The sequence below is a fragment of the Vibrio sp. 1180_3 genome (assembly GCF_029478545.1).
GTDB classification, from domain to species: domain Bacteria; phylum Pseudomonadota; class Gammaproteobacteria; order Enterobacterales; family Vibrionaceae; genus Vibrio; species Vibrio aestuarianus.
Window position 1 is genome coordinate 112,860 of the sequence record NZ_SJFM01000010.1, and the last position, 19,657, is coordinate 132,516.

Below are 19,657 nucleotides of genomic sequence, written 5' to 3' on the forward strand. Positions count from 1 at the left end.
TGCACTAGCACCATCGTTCTAACCCGTTCACCTTAAAATTAATCGTTAGTTTGGCTAGATAACGCGGAAATTTATATGATAATGCTTAATAAAATTGATAAAAAAATAGCCTTCTCATTGCTTATCACTGCGTTCTATTTTGCTTCTGTTAGCGCAATAAGCTTCACTTTACTCACCGAACATCGTGCAGCCATAAACATTTACCTTTTGTTTCCTATCGCCATGGTCATCGCTCGATTACACCGCTCAACATTGGTCAAACGTTTGACTAGCCTAATTGCAATCAGCACCATTTTGATCGGAAGTTATATTGAACCGCTTGATATCGATGCTATAGAAGAAACATTTATTCTCATTCCGTTATGCTACATCGTCATTTTCCTAGGCTCACTATTACCAATACTTTCTGCGGTATTACTGATATTCAGCTATCTGCACAACTTACCTGCAGAGCAATTTATTGAATTTAGGGAAGATGCCATTGAACTAATGACCATTGCGATTTTCGCTACCGTCATGGTTTACTACCAACAAAAGTGGCAACGTCAAATTACTCAGTATAAACAGGATAGTCTGACCGATTTCTTAACCGGATTAGCCAATAGAAAGGCATTTACCTTAGATCTTCAACAGATTGCTAAGGAAACACCATACAGCGACGGCTATGCACTCATTCAGCTTGACCTTGACGATTTTAAGAAAATTAATGATAACCTAGGTCACCACTTTGGCGACCTCGTGCTCATAGAGTTTTCTAACCGTTTAAAAGATCTTCCTTTTGAGCGGATAAATATATATCGCCTTAGCGGTGATGAATTTGCCATGATTATCAAAGATAGAACCAATATTCGTCACACCGCCGAGTATGCTTCTAACCAATTGAAAGATATATCAAATCAACAATTTTCATTGGAAAATCGATCATATTCGATGACATTTAGTATTGGCATTGCATTATTAGAAGACGCACTTAATGCCGTCGATATTTGGTGTAGAAATGCAGATATTGCCGTATACCGCGCTAAATCGCGGGGGAAAAATACCATTCAGTGGTATGACGAGGCGTTAATTGACGAGACGATTCGCAATTATCAAATAGAACGAGAGCTTATTTCCGCCATAGAAAGAAACCAATTGCTGTTGTACTACCAACCCAAAATCAACATCAAGAGCAATCGTATACAAGGTGCGGAGGCACTAATCCGTTGGCAACACCCTGAATTGGGAATGATTTCCCCAGTTGAATTTATTGGTACCGCCGAAAAAAGCCAGCAAATCATCGCTATTGGACAGTGGATTATTCAAACCGCCTGTCAACAAACCAAGCAATGGAGTGATCAAGGATACCCAATTTGTGTATCAGTCAATGTTTCTGCGGTTCAGTTTGTATTTGATGATATTTTTCATATCGTCACAGAAGCATTAAAGGTCAATGAATTAGATCCGAATTTACTTCAATTAGAAATAACAGAAACGACTTTAATGGAGCATCCAGATAAAGTTGCGCAAACTTGTAATGCGCTGCGTAAATTGGGAGTTTCCGTTGCCATTGACGATTTTGGTGTTGCTTATTCTTCACTCAACTATCTGAAGCAACTTCCCGTAGACGTATTGAAAATTGATAAGTCGTTTATTGACGACTGTGTAGATAACCACAATGATCACATGATTGTAAAAACCATTATTCAGCTTGGTCATAATATTGGTAAGCAAGTCACCGCAGAAGGCGTCGAAACGGAACAACAGCTCTCACTATTAAATACTGAAGGTTGTGACAACTACCAAGGATATTTGTTTTCCAAACCGATTCCTGCGAAACAATTTTCCAAACTACTTCTTCAGTATTCGGCAACATTCAACTCACTAAAGATATCAAATAGTTGCTTAGATTTATAAGGTTTAGGTAGATAGGCATCCATCCCTGCGTCAAAACAATTCTTAATATCTTCTTCAAGTACACTGGCGGTTAAAGCAATGATGGGCAGCTTATTCTTACCTTGTTCTTGTTCCCATTGGCGAATTTTTTTGGTCGCTGTTAGACCATCCATCACTGGCATCATGCAGTCCATAAGCACGGCACAGAATTGACCGCCTTGTGTGATCGCATCCAGTGCTTCTTGTCCATTATTCGCCACCATATAATCCAGTCCGGCTTTTTCAAGAAAGAAACTGGCTATTTTTTGATTCATTAAATTATCTTCCACGATCAAGATTCGCTTCCCGTTTTCAATGATTGAATCAGCCCTTGCCGATAACAAATCTTTCTCACTCTCCCATACCGAAGCCACTAATAGCTCACGCATTGCCCTTTCAAACCGCGATCCTAAAAATGGTAAAGTCAGCATTGGCTGTGCGAATCTTACAAAATCTTGATTGATGAATAGATGATGCTGTAGCACAAGAACTTTGACTCTAGGAAATTGATCATGCAGATCAATAAGATCTGACTGGAGACTAGCGGTAAGCGTTTGACAGTATAAAACACATGAAACAGGTAACTTAACGTGCAACGCTTCTTCTGCATTTTTGACCTCACTGAATTCGACACCGATTCGCACACAATCACGTTTTATTGCCGCCGAATAGTTGGATGCATTGGTTACAAGTAAAACATGGGTTGCCAATAATTCAGTCTGTGGTTGCTCTAACGGAACTTCAACTGGCACGACAAACTCAAAACTGCTCCCTAGACTTTTGGTTGACTGAACACTAATACGGCCATTCATTAAATCGAGTAATTGACGACAAATAGCCAGACCAAGACCTGTCCCGCCAAAACGGCGCGTAATTGTATGGTCTTCTTGAGTAAATGGTTCAAAAATGGTTTCTAGCATCTCTTTATCAATGCCTTTACCAGTATCCGATACAACAAAACGTATTGATGGCTGTTCTCCAGCCTGGAAAGTCAGCTCGGTATTCACATAACCATCGTTGGTGAATTTAACCGCATTAGATAGTAAATTCATCAATATCTGCTTTAGACGATATTCATCTGCAACGACAATACGTGGCAATGCTGGATCTAAATTTATATTCAATTCAACATGCTGGCTGAGCGCTTTCGCGTTGACTAAATGAACAGTGTCATAAACCATCTCAGCCAGCTCAAAACGGTGCGGAGCAAGTTCCAAATTGCCTGACTCAATTTTCGATAAGTCTAAAATATCATTGATCAGAATCAGCAAAATTTGTGAAGAAGTGTCTATATCCGACAAAATTTCACGCTCTTTCACTTTGAGGTCACTACGTGAAAGCATCTCAGTCATACCGATAATGCCATTGAGTGGCGTTCGTATCTCGTGAGACATATTGGCAAGAAATGCACTTTTTGCACGGTTAGCCGCAATTGCCGCTTCTTTGGTTTCAAGCAACGCAATTTCGTACTGTTGTTGTTGTTGGATAATCTGGTTGAGATTTCTTGTAAAGTGAGCGAACTCATCATTACCTTCAACGGAGATTTGCTCTATTTTATCTTGCTGCTGAGATAATCGTCTCATCGTATTCAGAATGTGGCTTAATTTCGATGTTACGCGATAATAAGTGTTAGCACCTAAAATATAGAGAAAAAACAGCACCAAAATAGCCACAGCAGACATCACAAACATTCGAATTTTTTCTTGCTTAACTTGTTGCGCAAGTAGCATGGAGAAATTCGTAGTCACCCCTTGCAGATGTATCCTTACAGCAATATACCGACCTTCAGCATTTGCCACATACAACGGCCACTGCTGTGGGTTAATTTCATTGCGAATAATGTTGTCTCGAATTAGAGCGCCTTGTCGAAATTTCGCTTGAGTAAACAAAATCGCAAATGGTTCAAGTTGATAGCTACTTTCACCTGAATCCAACAGATTCTCTAAATATTGCTGCTGACGCTCAGCAACTTGCAAATATTCAATTTGTAAATTTCTAGTAAGAGAACCAACTGCAGCAACTTGTTGAATTAGCCAAGCTTCCTTTTGCATCCAAAACGAAAACCAATGCAAATCACTATAAATTAGATCTAACGAGTGAATATAAAAAGGTGCCGTCAAACTGTTGGTTTTTTGTAATTCAGCCATCAATTGGCCTATCAAAGCAAACCCACTATTGCCTATCTCGAACACTTCATTTTTTGTGGCATTCGGAATGGTGTCTACAGCTTGACTCAACTGATTGATGATATTTTCTATCTTGACGCGATCACTTGTACCATGAGTCTGATGCTGATCAACACTAATATTTTTGCGCACCTCCGCTAAGGCTCGCTTGAACTCATCTAAGTCTTGATCATTGCTTTCCGAGCGCAGTTCTGCGCTCAACGCCTGGTAAAGTAAGTTAGCACTTTTGGTCGTTTGATTTAATGACTCAACTTTTTGATTAAGTACCTCATACGTATGCAGACGTGCATCGAACTGAATGAAGAGGCCTAAAGCAATGACCGCTATGACCAGTGCCGGAATCAAGCACAGCATCATTAGTCGTGCCTTAATCGAAAGTTGAGATAACAATGCCATTATTATCATCCTTGAAAGCGATGGCTTGATGGATGATTAAATGATAGACGCCATTCTATGCAATTTCCTGCTTATTTATCCCTAAGAAGTAAAATGTCTTTGATAGCGACATTATTATTTAATTCAGAATTTTTAATTTCCACTGCATGTATGTGATAAGGAAAAAGTAAACGTTATTTGAAAATAACGTTTACTTTTTGCGGTGATAAATTGACCTTGAACTCATTTTATTGAAAGAGATTAAATCGGGCAGGCAAAAATATGCGACTTAATACGTTATCGTCACAAAATAAGGAGGCAACTTGAAAATTGTCAAGAGGCATAAAAACGGCCCAAATAGGGTTAGATACCCTGCTGTCTCGATGTTTTTTAGTAGTAAATGTCGCCATTATTTTTCCTAGCAGAATAACCAATGTGCATTTACAATTCCGCCACATAAAAACAACAATAGTTTTCCTCGTATCCAAACTCCGTTTAAATGGTGTGTGATACACGTTCACGGCCCTACACCGTGAACATTCAAGCTCAATATAACGTGAAAGGTCCCAACAAACATGAGTCCAGAGAAACACCTCCTCGACTGGCAAGTAAGTCAAACCATTGCAGAATCAATGTCACCTCTTATCGGCCAACTCTACCGCCAACAGGGAGTTGAAATTATCCTGTTTGGTAAAACGCTCATCAACGCCACCACCATCGATATCATCAAGGCTCATCGAATCGCGCGTCGCTACACTGGTGAATTCCTATCTCCAGTTCAAACCATGCCGATTCTACAGCAATTAACGCAAATGACTTTATCACCATGTCGTATTGATATTGGCCAACTAGCTCATCAATTTTGGCAACACCATGACGATGAGCATGGACTGAATGATTACCTACTCACGGCACTTCATAGTGCGTTAACGGGTGAGAAGTTGGCAGTACCTAAAGACGTTGTACTGTATGGTTTTGGTCGCATTGGGCGCTTATTGACACGTTTGCTGATCGAAAAAAGTGGCCCAGGTTACCCATTACGACTTAGAGCGATTGTGGTTCGCGGTGGTAAAAAAGGGGACTTAGAGAAGCGAGCAAGCTTGTTACGACGTGACTCCGTTCATGGACAATTCAATGGCAGTATTGTGGTTGATGAAGAGCGTAAAGCCATTATTGCTAATGGGAACTATATTCAAATTATCTACGCCAACAAACCAGAAGAAATAGACTACACCGATTATGGCATTCATGAGGCGCTGATCGTCGATAATACGGGAGTCTGGCGCGACAGCGAAGGACTTAGTCAGCATGTCGCGTGCAATGGCGCAAGTAAAGTACTACTCACAGCGCCCGGCAAAGGGGACATTAAAAATATCGTGTTTGGCGTTAATCAGGCAATTATTCAGCCAGAAGATACCATTATCTCGGCTGCAAGCTGTACCACGAATGCCATTACACCGGTGCTCAAAGCCATTAATGATAAATTTGGAGTTATTTCCGGACACATTGAAACCGTTCACTCATTTACCAATGATCAAAACTTGATTGATAATTTCCATTCTGGTGAACGCCGTGGACGCAGCGCGTCACTGAATATGGTATTAACATCAACAGGTGCGGCTAAAGCGGTAGCGAAAGCCTTACCAGAATTAGCAGGAAAACTGACAGGGAACGCGATTCGGGTTCCGACTCCGAATGTTTCAATGGCAGTTGCGAACCTAAACTTAGAGAAAGGTACTGATAAAGAAGAACTCAATACTTATCTCAGAGAAATGGCTCTTAATTCTCCACTTTCCGCGCAAATCGATTACACCGATTCCACCGAAATTGTTTCAAGTGATTTGGTGGGTTCTCGTCATGCAGGAGTGGTTGATGGTGCGGCAACCATCGCACAAGATAATCGCTGTGTGCTCTACATTTGGTACGACAATGAATTCGGCTATAGCGGTCAAGTTGTCCATTGCATGGAACAAATGATGGGCGTGCGTTATAACACTTATCCCGCCACTTTTGCTTAAGATCAGCTCAAACACTTTACCGTCATAACAACTCCACAGCATAATAAGCACTGGATAAGATCTCTAATTACCACCCGTAACCGGGTGGTTTTTTTTGTTCATGTTTGATTCATCTTGATTAAGTTAACCTGATCACAACTAAGAAAGAGGTATACATTATGAACAGATTTCTCATCACAGCATTGACGCTAATTACTGGCTTTTTTGCTTTGATTTTCAGCCTAATATTGGCGATCCCTCTGACTATTGCAGCCATCATCACGGGTAAACGTTTAGAGAAACAATTGAAAGGTCACTCGTTCTATCAAAGACGCAGTAACGTCATAGACGGTGAATATGAAGACGTCACAACAAAGCATTCTCATCAAAGCCATTAACACGTAAAGTAGTTCCATAGGCCATATTAAAAAGGGAGCAATTTATTGCTCCCTTTTGCATGTCGATACTTTACACCGTCATAATGACCCGTATCGCTAACAGAATAAGTACAATCCCTGACAATCTATCAATCAGCACCGCACGTGCACGAAGCTTATCTAGAAGCCTTGGGCTGGAAAGAATAAAGGTAATAAATGTGTACCAAAGCCCATCCACCACAAAGGGCGTTAACACGATAATCACTTTGCTGGTTATCCCGTCTCCTACCGCAACAAACTGACTGAACAAGGCAATAAAGAACAAGGCAATTTTAGGGCTCAAAAGTGAAATAAGTAACCCTTCTTTCGCTGACTGCCACACGCTCACTGTTTCGCCTGACTCCAACTTAGCTGCCACACCACCTTTTGATCGCAGTGCGTTAAAACCTAAATATGCCAAATAAAGAGCACCCGCATAACTGATGGTTTTAAACACCAAGGGGGATTGATGCAGCACAACCGCAAGGCCAATCAGGGTAATAAAAGCATAAACTCCAATACCAAACGCATGAGCCCAAGCGGTAGCGAAACCATTTTTTCGCCCACCAGCGAGACTGTGTTTAGCTACCATCGCTAAACTTGGGCCTGGCGACATAGCCCCTAAAATACAAATCGTAAAAAGTGATAACCACACGGTAATTGTCATGCTTGTCTCGCTATTTGATCCTATTAAAAATTCATTTTCCCCAAACAACTTGCAGTTACAGCTAGGCGGCCAGTGAATTCATCCCCAGTCGCATAGATAACTATGTGATTGGGGTAAGCGAAGGTAGCTAGCACCACTGTAACTTCAAGTAGGAAGGTATATCGATAGAGAATGAGTTGCCTATAAGTCACTATCTCATTGATCGCATAGTAATTTGACACAACTGATTAAAATTAACCACCGCTTAACCTTAACTCCGGGGAAAAAATGGTGCTGTGGTCAAATGACGGCCTTAGGCACTCTGAGTGGCAATATTTCTCAATTTTGTTTAATGCATCCAACTTCGCTTCAGAGTATTCTGCAGTACATAACTTTATTCAGGAACGGAAGCCGTGAGCGAGTTAAAACAGGACATCACTTTATTGTCTGGGATAGGGCAACTCTCCACCACATTAATGGGCACAGGGTTGTTTATGATCCCAGCGATTGCCGCTGGTATTGCAGGTCACTTATCGCTCTGGGCGTGGCTGCTGCTTTTTGTTGCTATCTGCCCTATTGCATTAACTTTCGCAGCACTCGGTAAACGCTACCCGAATGCCGGTGGTACTGCCTACTTTGTGCGCAAAGCCTTTAATGCAAAACTTGAACGCTCAGTTGCTTGGCTCTTTGTCAGCGTGATTCCGGTTGGCGTTCCTGCAGCAGTAGCATTAGCGGCAGGTTTTGCACAGCAATTACTTCCTGAGCCACTCAACTCTTCAATGATTGCACAAACACTGACCGTATTGCTTTTGGTAGCGGTTAATCTTGCTGGCACAAAATCCTCGGGCAGTCTGCAAACCATTATTGCGTTGAGTATTTTTACCTTAGTCGGTGCTTTACTCTGGGTTGGAAATGTAGGCTATACGGATTTAACTATGCCGCCTCTTGATGCAGAAAGTATTTGGCCAATAGGTGCCGCCCTTGGCGTAATGTTTTGGTGCTTTGTTGGTATTGAAGCTTTTGCCCACATGGGCGAAGAGTTCAAAAATCCACAACGCGATTTCCCGATAGCAATTATTGTTGGTTGTTTTGTTGCCGGAGCCACTTATTGGGCTTGCTCAGTGGTGATTCTGAAGTTCGGGGCATTTGGCAGCCCTGAATTTGATAGTACATCTATCCCTTGGTTAAGTGACCACATCTTTGGTTCTGGTCTTGCCACCCTTATCAGTATTGTTGGTTTTTTTGCTTGCTTCGCCAGTATCAATTTATACACACAAAGTTTGTCTCGTATGGTTTGGGCTCAAGCAAGGGAATACCGACCTAAAAGTGCCATTGCAAGAATATCGATTCGAGGGGTACCAGCAAACGCAACGCTTGCCGTTGGCGGAGTATTATTGGCGTCATGCCTACTCGGAGAACTGTCAGGACTAGACTTAGAATTTTTTCTAAAACTCGCGAATGGCATTTTTGTACTGGTATATTTGTTGGCGATGTTTGCCGCGTATAAATTGTTAACGGGCATCCATAAAGTATTAGCAACAATCTCGCTTGTTCTGTGTAGCGCGGTTTTCATTTGCCTTGGTTGGTCAATGCTTTACGCGCTCAGTATTTTTATTCTGCTGTCATTGCCTTGGAGCAAGTTGGTGAAACGACAACAGCCTAAAACAGAGCTTTAGTGATTCTATTAAGATTGAAGATCGATCAGAATTTTTTTCCAATCGGCAACCTCATTCTGAAAATGTTGTATCTGGCGATCATTACTTAGCTGAATAATTTGCACTAAATACCGCTCTGATAAGGCATGATTGTATTCCACCTTACTAGCAAGTACTGGTGAGTAATAACTTTCAGGCTCAAACAATAGTCGATTTAAACGCGGAAGAAAGAGACTGAGTTCATCACGCTGATTGAGCAAAACTTCTACCTCGGTTCGAATTTGAGCTTGATAGTTGATCCAATCATAAGCGGTAATCTGCATGCTATCCGCCCATTGCTGCACTAATTGCTGTTGGGCTGGTTGCAAGTCACCTAACCAGTCTTCAACTCTTTCTTCAATACGACTTTTGTATTTCCCATGGATTTCAGTATCCGTTAATCCTTGGTAACGATCTGCATACTTATTATGTTTTTTTTCCAAACCTAGTATTAATGTTTTCACTTGCTGATCGCTAAGCTGCTGTGCAAGTGAATAGATATCAGGCTCAATTTTTTGCAGCAAACGATGATAATGTGCTCTCATCTCTACCTCTTGTTCATGAAAGAGTTCTACAGTCATCGTGCGTGGGGTTATTTGTGATAATTTATCAAGCTGCTGGACATAAAGGGGGATCTCTTGCTGCTTATGCCATTGACTAATATTAACAATACGCTCACTCAATATTGTTTTTTGCTCCTTGGTCAAATCAACATAATCTTCAATATAATCAATTACAAACCAGTCAAGGTTATGGTAGACAAATTTAGTTCCACATCCAACGAGCAAAGCTAAACTTAAGCCCATCACTATCCATGTGCGCATTTAATCGTCCTTTAATCACTCGCCCTAATAGCCTGTACGTAAAAATATAGCATGAGGTTCAATATCCAACGAAAATGAATGCCACTATCAGCTAAGGACTGCTATTTTTAAGGTTAGATAACTAAATAAAATGCATACCCAAACAACTTGAAGTGCAGGTGAGCAACAAGTGTATTCATCCCCATGAGCATAGATAAACAATGTGATTGAAGTGAACGGGTGTAGTCAACATCGCAGTTGCTTCAATTAGACAAGAGATACCGCAAAAAGTGAAAATCATGAATATTACCTACCGCTCGGCAACAAGCGAAGATTATCAATTTACTTTTGAGCTGAAAAAAGTGGCTGAAATGGATGCCATTACCGCTGTTTTTGGCTGGGATGAAGAGCTACAACAAGAGCTACACCGTCAAGAGTGGAACTCTGGGCTTCCAACCATCATCTGTCTGGATGGCAAACCTATCGGGACTTATTTACTCGAAAGCAAACACGACACTTTATTTTTTTCACGCTTTTTTATTCTTCCTGTATTTCAAGGTATGGGAATTGGTAGTCAAATTCTACAAACCATCATCAAGGTTTCTCAGCAAACTCACTCCCCTTGTAAGCTCTGCTACCGACAAGGAAACCGTGTTGGAGAACTGTATAAACGGTTTGGATTTATAGATTATGAAACCGATGACGTGTTCGTACATATGCAATTTGTGCCATCATTCACCAATTAAATAGATGCACAAAGCAAATTAATGGGCTGCTATCACCTAAAGCTAGGCCTACCATTCACACCAAACACAATCTGATACAACAATATCACTACATTTATTCACACATATTGATTACTTAGTGAATAAAATGCGTGAGCATGCTCTGATTAATATCTTTTCATTTTTGCGGTTAAAGGTTGTGTGAACAAGGTTTGATCTTTTTCCTAGTGATCATTAGACAATCGTTCTATTCAATGTTTGTTATAGGGAATATTTATATGTTGTATGTGGAATTCCTGTTCCTCCTGTTAATGCTTTATATTGGTTCGCGCTACGGCGGCATCGGACTCGGTGTTATTTCTGGCATCGGTTTGGTTATTGAAGTTTTCATATTCAAAATGCCGCCCACTTCCCCACCTATCACCGTCATGCTGATTATTCTTGCGGTGGTGACTTGTGCTTCAATTTTAGAAGCCGCGGGAGGATTAAAATACATGCTGCAAGTTGCTGAACGCTTGCTACGTAAAAACCCTAAAAACGTCACGTTAATTGCACCATTTGTCACCTATGCAATGACCTTTATGTTGGGAACTGGTCATGCCGTTTATTCCATCATGCCAATCATTGGTGATGTAGCACTGAAAAACGGTATTCGTCCTGAACGCCCAATGGCGGCGGCCTCGGTTGCTTCGCAAATTGCGATCACGGCTTCTCCTATATCAGCCGCTGTTGTGTTTTACCTAGCTCAACTATCTGACATTCAGCACGACATTACCCTGTTCTCTATTCTGTTAGTCACTGTACCTGCAACTTTATTTGGTACTTTACTGATGTCACTCTACAGCCTACGTCGTGGCAAAGAGTTGGATGATGATCCTGAGTATCAACAACGCTTACAAGATCCTGTATGGAAAGAGAAAATTCAAAACACGACAGCCACTACGCTGAATGAATCTCTACCGTCTGCGGCGCGTAATTCAGTGCTGATTTTTATCGGTGCTATTTTATCAATTGTTGTTCTCGCTATGGTGCCTGAGATCCGCACTGTCGTTGAAGGCAGCAAACCCATCAGTATGGCTGTGGTTATCCAAATGATGATGCTCTGTTTTGGCGGTATCATTCTTTTGGCGACTAAAACTGACCCACGCAATGTACCAAATGGTGTTGTGTTTAAATCTGGGATGGTTGCTGCGATTGCTATTTTTGGTATCGCATGGATGTCAGACACATACTTCCAATATGCCATGCCACAATTTAAATCAGGCATTGTTGAGATGGTCACCGATTATCACTGGACGTTTGCTCTTGCTCTGTTCATCGTTTCTGTTGTGGTGAACTCACAAGCTGCGGTTGCGGTTATGATGCTACCTGTCGGTTTAGGTTTGGGTCTAGAGCCAGCGTTATTGGTAGGTTTGATGCCTGCGCTCTACGGCTACTTCTTTATCCCTAACTACCCTTCAGATATCGCTACGGTAAACTTTGATAATACTGGCACCACTAAAATTGGGAAGTACTACTTCAACCACTCGTTTATGGCAGTAGGTCTCATTGGTGTTGTTAGTGCTTGTTGCTTAGGCTACGTTTTAGGCCAAATGATTATCGGCTAAAAAAATAAACCCCAGACTGATGAAGTTCTGGGGTTTATTCAAAGTAAAATCAAAGCGCAAACAACTAAGCCTGAAGATGTTGTTTGCGCTTTTTCTTTCTAATCATGCTTAATAATGTTGTTATCGAGCAATGTTCCAACGATATCAATAGACGTCATACCATCAAAGCTGAATTGATTAGCTAAATCTTCAACCACAATGGTTTGGTGTACGTTATTATCTGTGGTGATATCGAGTTCAACATCATCAGTATTGGCAATCACTTTGGCTTCAATTTGATTAGATGCAGCCAATGATGCGAGTAGCTGATCCATCGGCAATTGACTACCCAGATCAGAAACAACGTCGGTTAAATCGATGACATCCCCTTCTGCTGTACTAAAATCCGTGATGGTGTCCGTTTTGTCATCGACACTGTCCAAGGTCCACTTGAATATGTCAGCCCCACCATCACCAGTTAAAATATCAGCACCTAATCCACCGACCAAGATATCGTTACCTGCACCTCCGTGCAAAATATCATCACCTGCACCACCTTCAATATAATCATCACCGCTACCACCAGTCAGACTTAAACCGCTATCGTCTGCAAGTAGTTGTGAATCGTCAGAATTAGAAGATTGATCGATAACCGTACCATCAGCTAACACATCAATCTGAATATCGAGTGGTGTAGATGATGCAAAGCTACCGTCGGTTTCAGTGGAAATAGCCGTCACTGATAAGGTATGGGCACCAAGGCTTAACCCCGTGACCTCTAAACTGTTAATAGCATCAGCAGAAACTACCCATACTCCGCTTTGTTCGACAACACTGCCCGTTGCACTTGAAAGTGTAGCTCCCGATGGAAGATTATGAATTTCCAGTGACAGTACTTCGTGGCTATCGGTCAGAGTTGCAACTAAACCGACTAGCGCAATACCCTGGTTGCTGACACTTTGATTGACATAACTCTGTTTGATGTAGTTGAAACTTGGATCAACCGTCAATGTCGGTGCATTTGCTTTTGGCGTAACCGTAATGGTAAAGGTTTCAGTATCTTCTAATGCCATACCCGAAGCATTATCAGCGTATACACCAACATCATTCGCTTTAACTGTAAGAGCGACAGTATCACCAGCGATGGCCGTTGCATCGATGAACACCCCATTGATAGGATCGGTAGTATTCAATAGTGCATTAATATCAGTCAATGTACCTTGTAAGACAATGTCTCCGTTTAATGCTGGCGTTTGAGTAACACTACTTCCAGCAGGAATAACGACACTCAGTATCCCTTCGGTCACGCTTAAGGTGACACTCATGGTTTGGTTAGCTTGAGATCCGCTGTAATCTACATCACTGACTGTAATGCCTGTGACTTTTTGATCAGCACTTTCATCAATGGTTGTGGTTATCGACGCTCCATCGATAACAGGAGCATCATTAACCGCCAGCACATCTAAGACTGCTTGACCGGAAACAGATTGAGGATCACTAACACCGTTTGTTGTGCCATCATCAGTAATGTCATAGGTAAAATTCACCTGTCCATAAAAATCCAATGCTGGTTCAAAGGTCCATTCACCTACACTGGTTTGAATTAATGTGCCCATCGCAGGATCAACTAACGCCAGGTTAGACACTGTCAATGTATCAGATTCAGTATCGGAAGCATTAGCGAGCAACTGAGACGCGACAATCGTTATTGAACCGGCATCTTCGTCAATATCCGGCAGAGTAACTGATGCTGTCATTGGTGCGTCATTCACTTCTGTCACATTGATTGTGAACTGGTCTGAATTGCTATTTAAAGTGCCATCATCCGTCGCAATGACCAAGCCATTATTACCTTGGTCATCAATAGAGACATTTACGTTCACTGCGCCATTGAAGTCCGTTTCTGGAACAAATTTCGCAACCCCTGCCGCCAGTGCGCTATTAAGATCGGTAATGGTTCCTTTAAGTTCAACACTTGTCGTCCCATCACCCGTCACTATTAAATTCCCCAGCAATGCTGGATCAATCTGTAACACGCCATGCTCAACGTCAATCATTAGGACATATTCGGCATTTGGATTATCTATCGTACTATCAGCGTCAGAAACCATAAATCCATTTAAGGTTATCGGTGTATCTTCAGCTGTTTCTGTATTGGTTATTCCGGAAAACTCTGGACGATCATTGACCGCAGTGATATCAACCGCCACGTCAAATTCTTGTACTGGTCCTAAATGTTCAATGCCATCTAGCCCAGTGTCTACCGATTGCACTTTAAAATGCAGTGCATCAGTCCACGCGCTGTTATTCCAATCACCAGAATTGAAAATAAGCTTGTCCAAACTTTGGGCATCAACATTAAGCAACCATACCCCAGCGCCTAAATTCGTCCCTAATGTACCGTCAGCTAAAGCAATGCTTGCTCCATCTGGCACACCCGAAATTTCCACTCGCAAGGTCTCTGGCGAGTTTTCAGTGTAATTAGCTCCGGCCGAAATAGAATCTATGTTGTCGATGATTTGTGCTTTAATGTCGATCGCAATGTCTTCACCTTCGTTTCCGGCAACGTTATCAACAGGTTCAACGTCAATTGCATCCCCGACAGGAACAACATCAAATTTAAAGCTGCCAGTATGCTCTACAGGAACACCGAGTAGTGATTCTTGAGTAAAGATTTTTACACCAATCTCAACTTCACCACTGAAATTTTTCGCAGGTTTAATCGCAATATTAGACAAATTGAGAGAAGTCTGGGTGAGATCTTTCAACTGGATACTCCACTCACCACCACCATTATTTTTGACGACATATTGATTGGAATCGAGAGAACTCACAATAAAGTCGGTCGGCACTCCGGTAAGCTTAATAGATACAAACTCTTCCGAACCGTCAGTATCGGTTAAGTCAATATTGAATTCAGATCCTGGCTTCGACAGGACAATCCACTCATCTTCTAAACCTTCAACTTCAGGGGTACTTGAACCACTTCCAGAAATAACAATGTCATCGACGACTGGTTTTACTTCAAAGCTAACATTAGTAGTGAATGTTTTATCTGCATCAGTATTGGCAATGCCAACAACAGAAGCTGGATTAACTTCATCAAATGTTGTGGTATCGGTCACTTTACCTGAAACACTAATATTAACAGTGTTATCATCATTGCCCGTTGGGTAGTTAGGTGCCGGTTTGAAATAGACGTTATCCAGAGCAGCAGGTAATTGGCTAGAGTTGAAGGTGATTTGGGTACCAAGTTCATTACCATCAGCATCAACAAATGTCCCAATATTTGTACCCTGCACCGTTAACGTTACTTCGGTTAAAGTTTCTTGCCCTTGCGTTAGGTCGTTACGAATGTCAGCAAGATCAAGATCAAGCGTTAAATGGATAATGCCATCTTCATAACCAATGCCATCATTAGTTGGAATATCGTTGGCTGGTGACGTGGGTTGATGATCCGCATCTAAACCTAATGTACCTTCAACAGTTAAAGTTACTCGTGGAGTAATATTGCTATCTGCAGGCTGATCGGATCCTGGAATATCAGCGATTGGAGAAACCGCCACTGGGATTTCCGTACTCATGGTTTTTTCATCACCAGAAGCCGTATCTGTGGTTACAAAAGTCACCGGTAACTTGAAGTCGCCAGCGTAATCTTCCGGCAAGTTAAGTTGCAGGTTTTCTAGACCTGAAATAGATCCATCTACATTGACCACGCCCTTGTAAACATATAAGCCATCAACGAAATCAAACTCGGCTCCCGATAAACTGGCTCCAGCCGGCAATAGGCTTTGAGCAATGACGATACTTAGCTCATCAGATACTCCATCAAAACCAGAAGTACTGATCATCAGCTTATCTTGGATCTGTTGTCCTAAATTCACTACATGATCTTCACTGCCTAAGACAATGTCATCAACATCACCAACAAGGTTGATATCTGCGGCCACAGAATCATTACCCGTGACAAAGTCGGGGAACTTCAATGTAATATCCGAATGCACTTCTTTGATAGTTTTCACTTCAGAGCTATCTTCACCTTTATCGAAAACTTGGGCAAAAATGGTTAATGTTATTTCATTGTAACCATCGCCATCAGGATCATTATTAGTACCCAATATCAACCCATTTGGTGCTTTGATGCTGAAGTTATTTTCATCAACAATGGTCCAAGTGCCATCACCATTATTAATGGCCCCAGTGATCAAAAGTTGGTCAAGAACTTCTGGTGTGACATTATTGAAACGCACCACTAACTGATCAACGAGTTCTTGTGACTGATAGCCAGCCGTTGACTGGCTATCCACATTATCAAAACGGATAATATTGGCATCAGTCTCACCGCCTGCAGCATCATTAATCGTAAAATTAATCACTCCTGCTGCATCAGCTGTTACACTGTTTTGCACACCACTACCATCTTCAACACGCAACTCGCCATCTGGCTCTACGATTGGCCGCACCGTCACGTTCACAGAACCTTGAATCACTTTCGATACAATCCCTTCTCCAGGATTTGCCGAATCGACATATTCATGATCCTGCTCTTTCACCACAAGTTCTGTATTTAAGGTAAAATCGGTACTGGAATGTTCTGGTGGTTGCACTTGAATATAACCAACAGACAGTACTTGATTGGAAAAGTCTTGTTCACTTTGACCGACAGCAGGTGTGAGCACTAACTGGTTATTTGAATCTAGTGCTGTAAGGACACCATTAACATAAACGCTGCTTCCTGTAGGGAAACCGGACAAGGTGACTGCTGCAAAATACTCATCGGCATCTGGATTTTGAGCATTCTCAGGCTGCCAGCGAATATTAATCAGGGAATCTTCATTGCCTATCGAGCTTGATTGATAGTTGTCTGCCACATCAATAACAGGTCTAACATTAATGCGGATCTCAGACTCGACTTGGCGAGTATGACCATCATCTTCAGTAACGATAACGCTCGCCTTGATGTGAATATTTTCTGTCGACGATTGAACCGGCTCGACTTTAATGCCTGTAGAGACTTGAGCAGTGGTCAGGTTTGCCTGATAAATTGGATGATTTGAAGAATCGTACCCAACAAACACTAAGTCAATAACACTACCATCACTGTCATATAAATTCACACCATCAGGAATATTGGAAAGCAATACCGTCAAGGATTCAGAGTTGTCTGATGGATTATCTATCTTTTCTCCTGACAACACACTGAAGTCGATGTCCACTGCTTGATTTTCATCAACCGTTGTTTCCACCACTTGAATGCCATTTTCTTCAAACTCAGTCCATGTATTACTACTACCCGCATTGAAATCGATAATAGGAAGGTCAGCGACACCTTTCACTGCCACATTAACCGTTTTTGAACCTAGCGATTGTTCATCAACAATCTCACCGCTTGAAATAATCACTCTATCTTTCACGATACCTTCTACCGAGAAGGTAAAGTCAGCATTACTGTGCTTCGGCGGTAATACTTCAACTTGATTAAGATACTGTTCTGGTACTTCAAAGTACGTATGACCATTGCCATCATTCACCGTCGTAATTTGACTAGCACCTATACCTAACCACACCAAGGTTACTCCAGCCTCAGAGAAATCAGAAATACGCACGTGTAATGACTCAGAGCTGTCGGTATCGGCAGAACCGGTCATGGTGATGACTTCACTGAGTAACAGAGGGTCATGATCTGTTTCTGGATCAACCGTATTTTGTGTTGCCGCGTTGTCTTCAAAAATATTGATTCGATTGACGGAAAAACTACCCATATCCGCATCGGGAGTTACATCAATGATGATTTCTTTAGTTTCTGAACGTGCGCTTTCTTTACCAATAAATGCATTGGACTGTTCGGTTGTAATAGCGGTGATGTCCAATCGAATCTGGCCACCAAAGTTGTCATTAGGGTCAACCTGGACTTGTGCTATTTTGCTGGCATCAACCAAATAGTAATTGCCATTGGTATCAGAACTCACCTGGAGAGGAGTGCCATCAGCATAGACTAAACGCGCGTTCCCTTCCCCCTGAGTAAAGCGAATTTCATACACTATGACTTCTGGTGAACTTGTATCTTGTGTCTGTGCTGCAACATTAAGATTGACATTGCTGCTATCTTCCACCGTGTCATAGTGGAATTCACTACTTGTTGCCCACGTAGCAATATCGGCGACACTTTCGACTTCAATACGCATCTTGCCATTCACCGAATGATCCGCTGAATTGTCGTTCAGAATTTGTACCGTCAGATTTATAGTAAAACCACCATCGGCACTGGCATAGTTACGATCTGGTACAAAGTAGAGGTTATCGACAGAAGCAACCGTTCCATTTAAGCTCTGCTCGACCATATTAGCTGGTAAAACAACCTTACCACCCACTACATCCAGTTTTATGTAATTGCCGCTGCCATCTAGATAATAGAAATCACCATGCGCATTATTAATATTTTTAACTGTCACATCACCAATCGATTCATTACGATCGATATCATTCAGTTCCACTTGTAAATCAACTTTAATCGGCGTCGTTACAAGTCCTGTTTGATTATCTTGAGCGTTGGTTAATTCATTGTTCGGCATGGAAATAACCGAACCATCGCGCCCTGCATCTTCAGTTCCTAATACGCTGGCCACTTTGATCACGGCATTGCGATCGGTAATGATCACGTTTAGCTGTTCTGTTGACGTATCACCATCTCTATCGGTAGCGGTCACATCAACTGTAAAAGGAATCTCTGGGCTATCACTGTGGTCAAGACTAGCGACAGGTTTGAATCTCGCACCACCGGTTGGTGTAATAAGTAAGGTTCCTAGATCTCGCTCCACATTATTAACAATTTCAACAACAGTTACTGTTTTGTTTGAACCATTTAAATCAACAGAATCAACCAAAGTCGGTGAATTGCCAACACGGAACTGAATGTCTCGTCCCGTCTCATCTACGGCAGAAAATCGAGTGATAAGTCCGTTATCTGCACCTTGAGTATCCGGAGAGTTATTGTTATCGACGCTGAATAAATTAACTGTGCGATTATTGTCACCTTCTACCGTGGTAATCGTTTTATCATGCAGTGTTGGTACATCATCAACGATGGTGATCGGCAAGGTGATCGCATTAGACACATCACCATCTCGGTCGGTCGCTGTAACCGATAGATTTAAGATAAGATCGTTTTCTCCGGCTCCCGTCGCGTGGTCAAGCGGTTTAAGTAACTCAAATTGATAGCTGTCTGCTGAGCCATTGAGCGTGATCCTAAAGACCGCCTCATTGCTGCCTTGGATCTGCGCTTCATATACTGTGATGCCATTGAGGTTAGACACTT

At 41.9% G+C, this 19,657-nt stretch carries 10 protein-coding genes; 6 read left to right on the plus strand and 4 right to left on the minus strand.

The genetic code is table 11. The features are described from left to right. Nucleotides 1–75 precede the first annotated feature (75 nt). A complete protein-coding gene (locus tag EYW48_RS08630) occupies nt 76–1,896 on the plus strand; it encodes an EAL domain-containing protein (protein ID WP_346780432.1) in 1,821 nt (606 codons plus the stop codon). On the opposite strand, the gene EYW48_RS08635 is transcribed toward EYW48_RS08630, so the two are convergent. Further along, nucleotides 1,839–4,496: an ATP-binding protein gene (locus EYW48_RS08635; RefSeq protein ID WP_277432252.1), complete on the minus strand. Its 2,658-nt coding sequence runs from the start codon at nt 4,494–4,496 to the stop codon at nt 1,839–1,841. The two genes, EYW48_RS08630 and EYW48_RS08635, sit on opposite strands and share 58 nt — an antisense overlap. Nucleotides 4,497–5,050: 554 nt before the next feature. Between EYW48_RS08635 and EYW48_RS08640 the strand changes: the two genes are divergently transcribed. After that, nucleotides 5,051–6,493, plus strand: a complete 1,443-nt coding sequence (locus EYW48_RS08640) for a glyceraldehyde-3-phosphate dehydrogenase (protein WP_176247020.1) — start codon at nt 5,051–5,053, stop codon at nt 6,491–6,493. 158 nt (nt 6,494–6,651) lie between these two features. After that, nucleotides 6,652–6,870 (plus strand): hypothetical protein, encoded by a 219-nt coding sequence (locus tag EYW48_RS08645; protein ID WP_053310470.1) that lies wholly within the window; start codon nt 6,652–6,654, stop codon nt 6,868–6,870. A gap of 70 nt (nt 6,871–6,940) precedes the next feature. Here the strand turns inward: EYW48_RS08645 and EYW48_RS08650 are convergent, their stop codons facing one another. Further along, on the minus strand, nt 6,941–7,555 hold the full coding sequence (locus EYW48_RS08650; RefSeq protein WP_168524483.1) for a LysE family translocator: 615 nt from the start codon (nt 7,553–7,555) through the stop codon (nt 6,941–6,943). A gap of 392 nt (nt 7,556–7,947) precedes the next feature. Here EYW48_RS08650 and yjeH point away from each other — a divergent pair, with 392 nt between their 5' ends. After that, on the plus strand, nt 7,948–9,210 hold the full coding sequence (yjeH, locus tag EYW48_RS08655) for an L-methionine/branched-chain amino acid transporter (RefSeq protein WP_274677218.1): 1,263 nt from the start codon (nt 7,948–7,950) through the stop codon (nt 9,208–9,210). Nucleotides 9,211–9,218: 8 nt separating this feature from the next. On the opposite strand, the gene EYW48_RS08660 is transcribed toward yjeH, so the two are convergent. Next, on the minus strand, nt 9,219–10,052 hold the full coding sequence (locus EYW48_RS08660; protein ID WP_071233047.1) for a DUF6279 family lipoprotein: 834 nt from the start codon (nt 10,050–10,052) through the stop codon (nt 9,219–9,221). A 278-nt stretch (nt 10,053–10,330) separates the two neighbouring features. On the opposite strand from EYW48_RS08660, the gene EYW48_RS08665 reads away from it, so the two are divergent. Continuing rightward, a complete protein-coding gene (locus EYW48_RS08665; protein ID WP_261927016.1) occupies nt 10,331–10,777 on the plus strand; it encodes a GNAT family N-acetyltransferase in 447 nt (148 codons plus the stop codon). Nucleotides 10,778–11,034: 257 nt separating this feature from the next. After that, the gene (locus EYW48_RS08670) at nt 11,035–12,363 is read left to right on the plus strand and encodes an anaerobic C4-dicarboxylate transporter (RefSeq protein ID WP_053310466.1); all 1,329 of its coding nucleotides are present in this window, start codon (nt 11,035–11,037) and stop codon (nt 12,361–12,363) included. A 98-nt stretch (nt 12,364–12,461) separates the two neighbouring features. Here the strand turns inward: EYW48_RS08670 and EYW48_RS08675 are convergent. Then, a partial coding sequence (locus EYW48_RS08675; protein WP_277432253.1) for a cadherin-like domain-containing protein occupies nt 12,462–19,657 on the minus strand: 7,196 nt, incomplete at its 5' end.

What these genes read in the sequence shown, in the direction of transcription:
- EYW48_RS08630 (WP_346780432.1), top strand. Translation starts at nt 76, where the DNA reads ATGATAATGCTTAATAAAATTGATAAAAAAATAGCCTTCTCATTGCTT.
- EYW48_RS08635 (WP_277432252.1), bottom strand. Translation starts at nt 4,496, where the DNA reads ATGGCATTGTTATCTCAACTTTCGATTAAGGCACGACTAATGATGCTG.
- EYW48_RS08670 (WP_053310466.1), top strand. Translation starts at nt 11,035, where the DNA reads ATGTTGTATGTGGAATTCCTGTTCCTCCTGTTAATGCTTTATATTGGT.
- EYW48_RS08645 (WP_053310470.1), top strand. Translation starts at nt 6,652, where the DNA reads ATGAACAGATTTCTCATCACAGCATTGACGCTAATTACTGGCTTTTTT.
- EYW48_RS08665 (WP_261927016.1), top strand. Translation starts at nt 10,331, where the DNA reads ATGAATATTACCTACCGCTCGGCAACAAGCGAAGATTATCAATTTACT.
- EYW48_RS08650 (WP_168524483.1), bottom strand. Translation starts at nt 7,555, where the DNA reads ATGACAATTACCGTGTGGTTATCACTTTTTACGATTTGTATTTTAGGG.
- EYW48_RS08660 (WP_071233047.1), bottom strand. Translation starts at nt 10,052, where the DNA reads ATGCGCACATGGATAGTGATGGGCTTAAGTTTAGCTTTGCTCGTTGGA.
- EYW48_RS08640 (WP_176247020.1), top strand. Translation starts at nt 5,051, where the DNA reads ATGAGTCCAGAGAAACACCTCCTCGACTGGCAAGTAAGTCAAACCATT.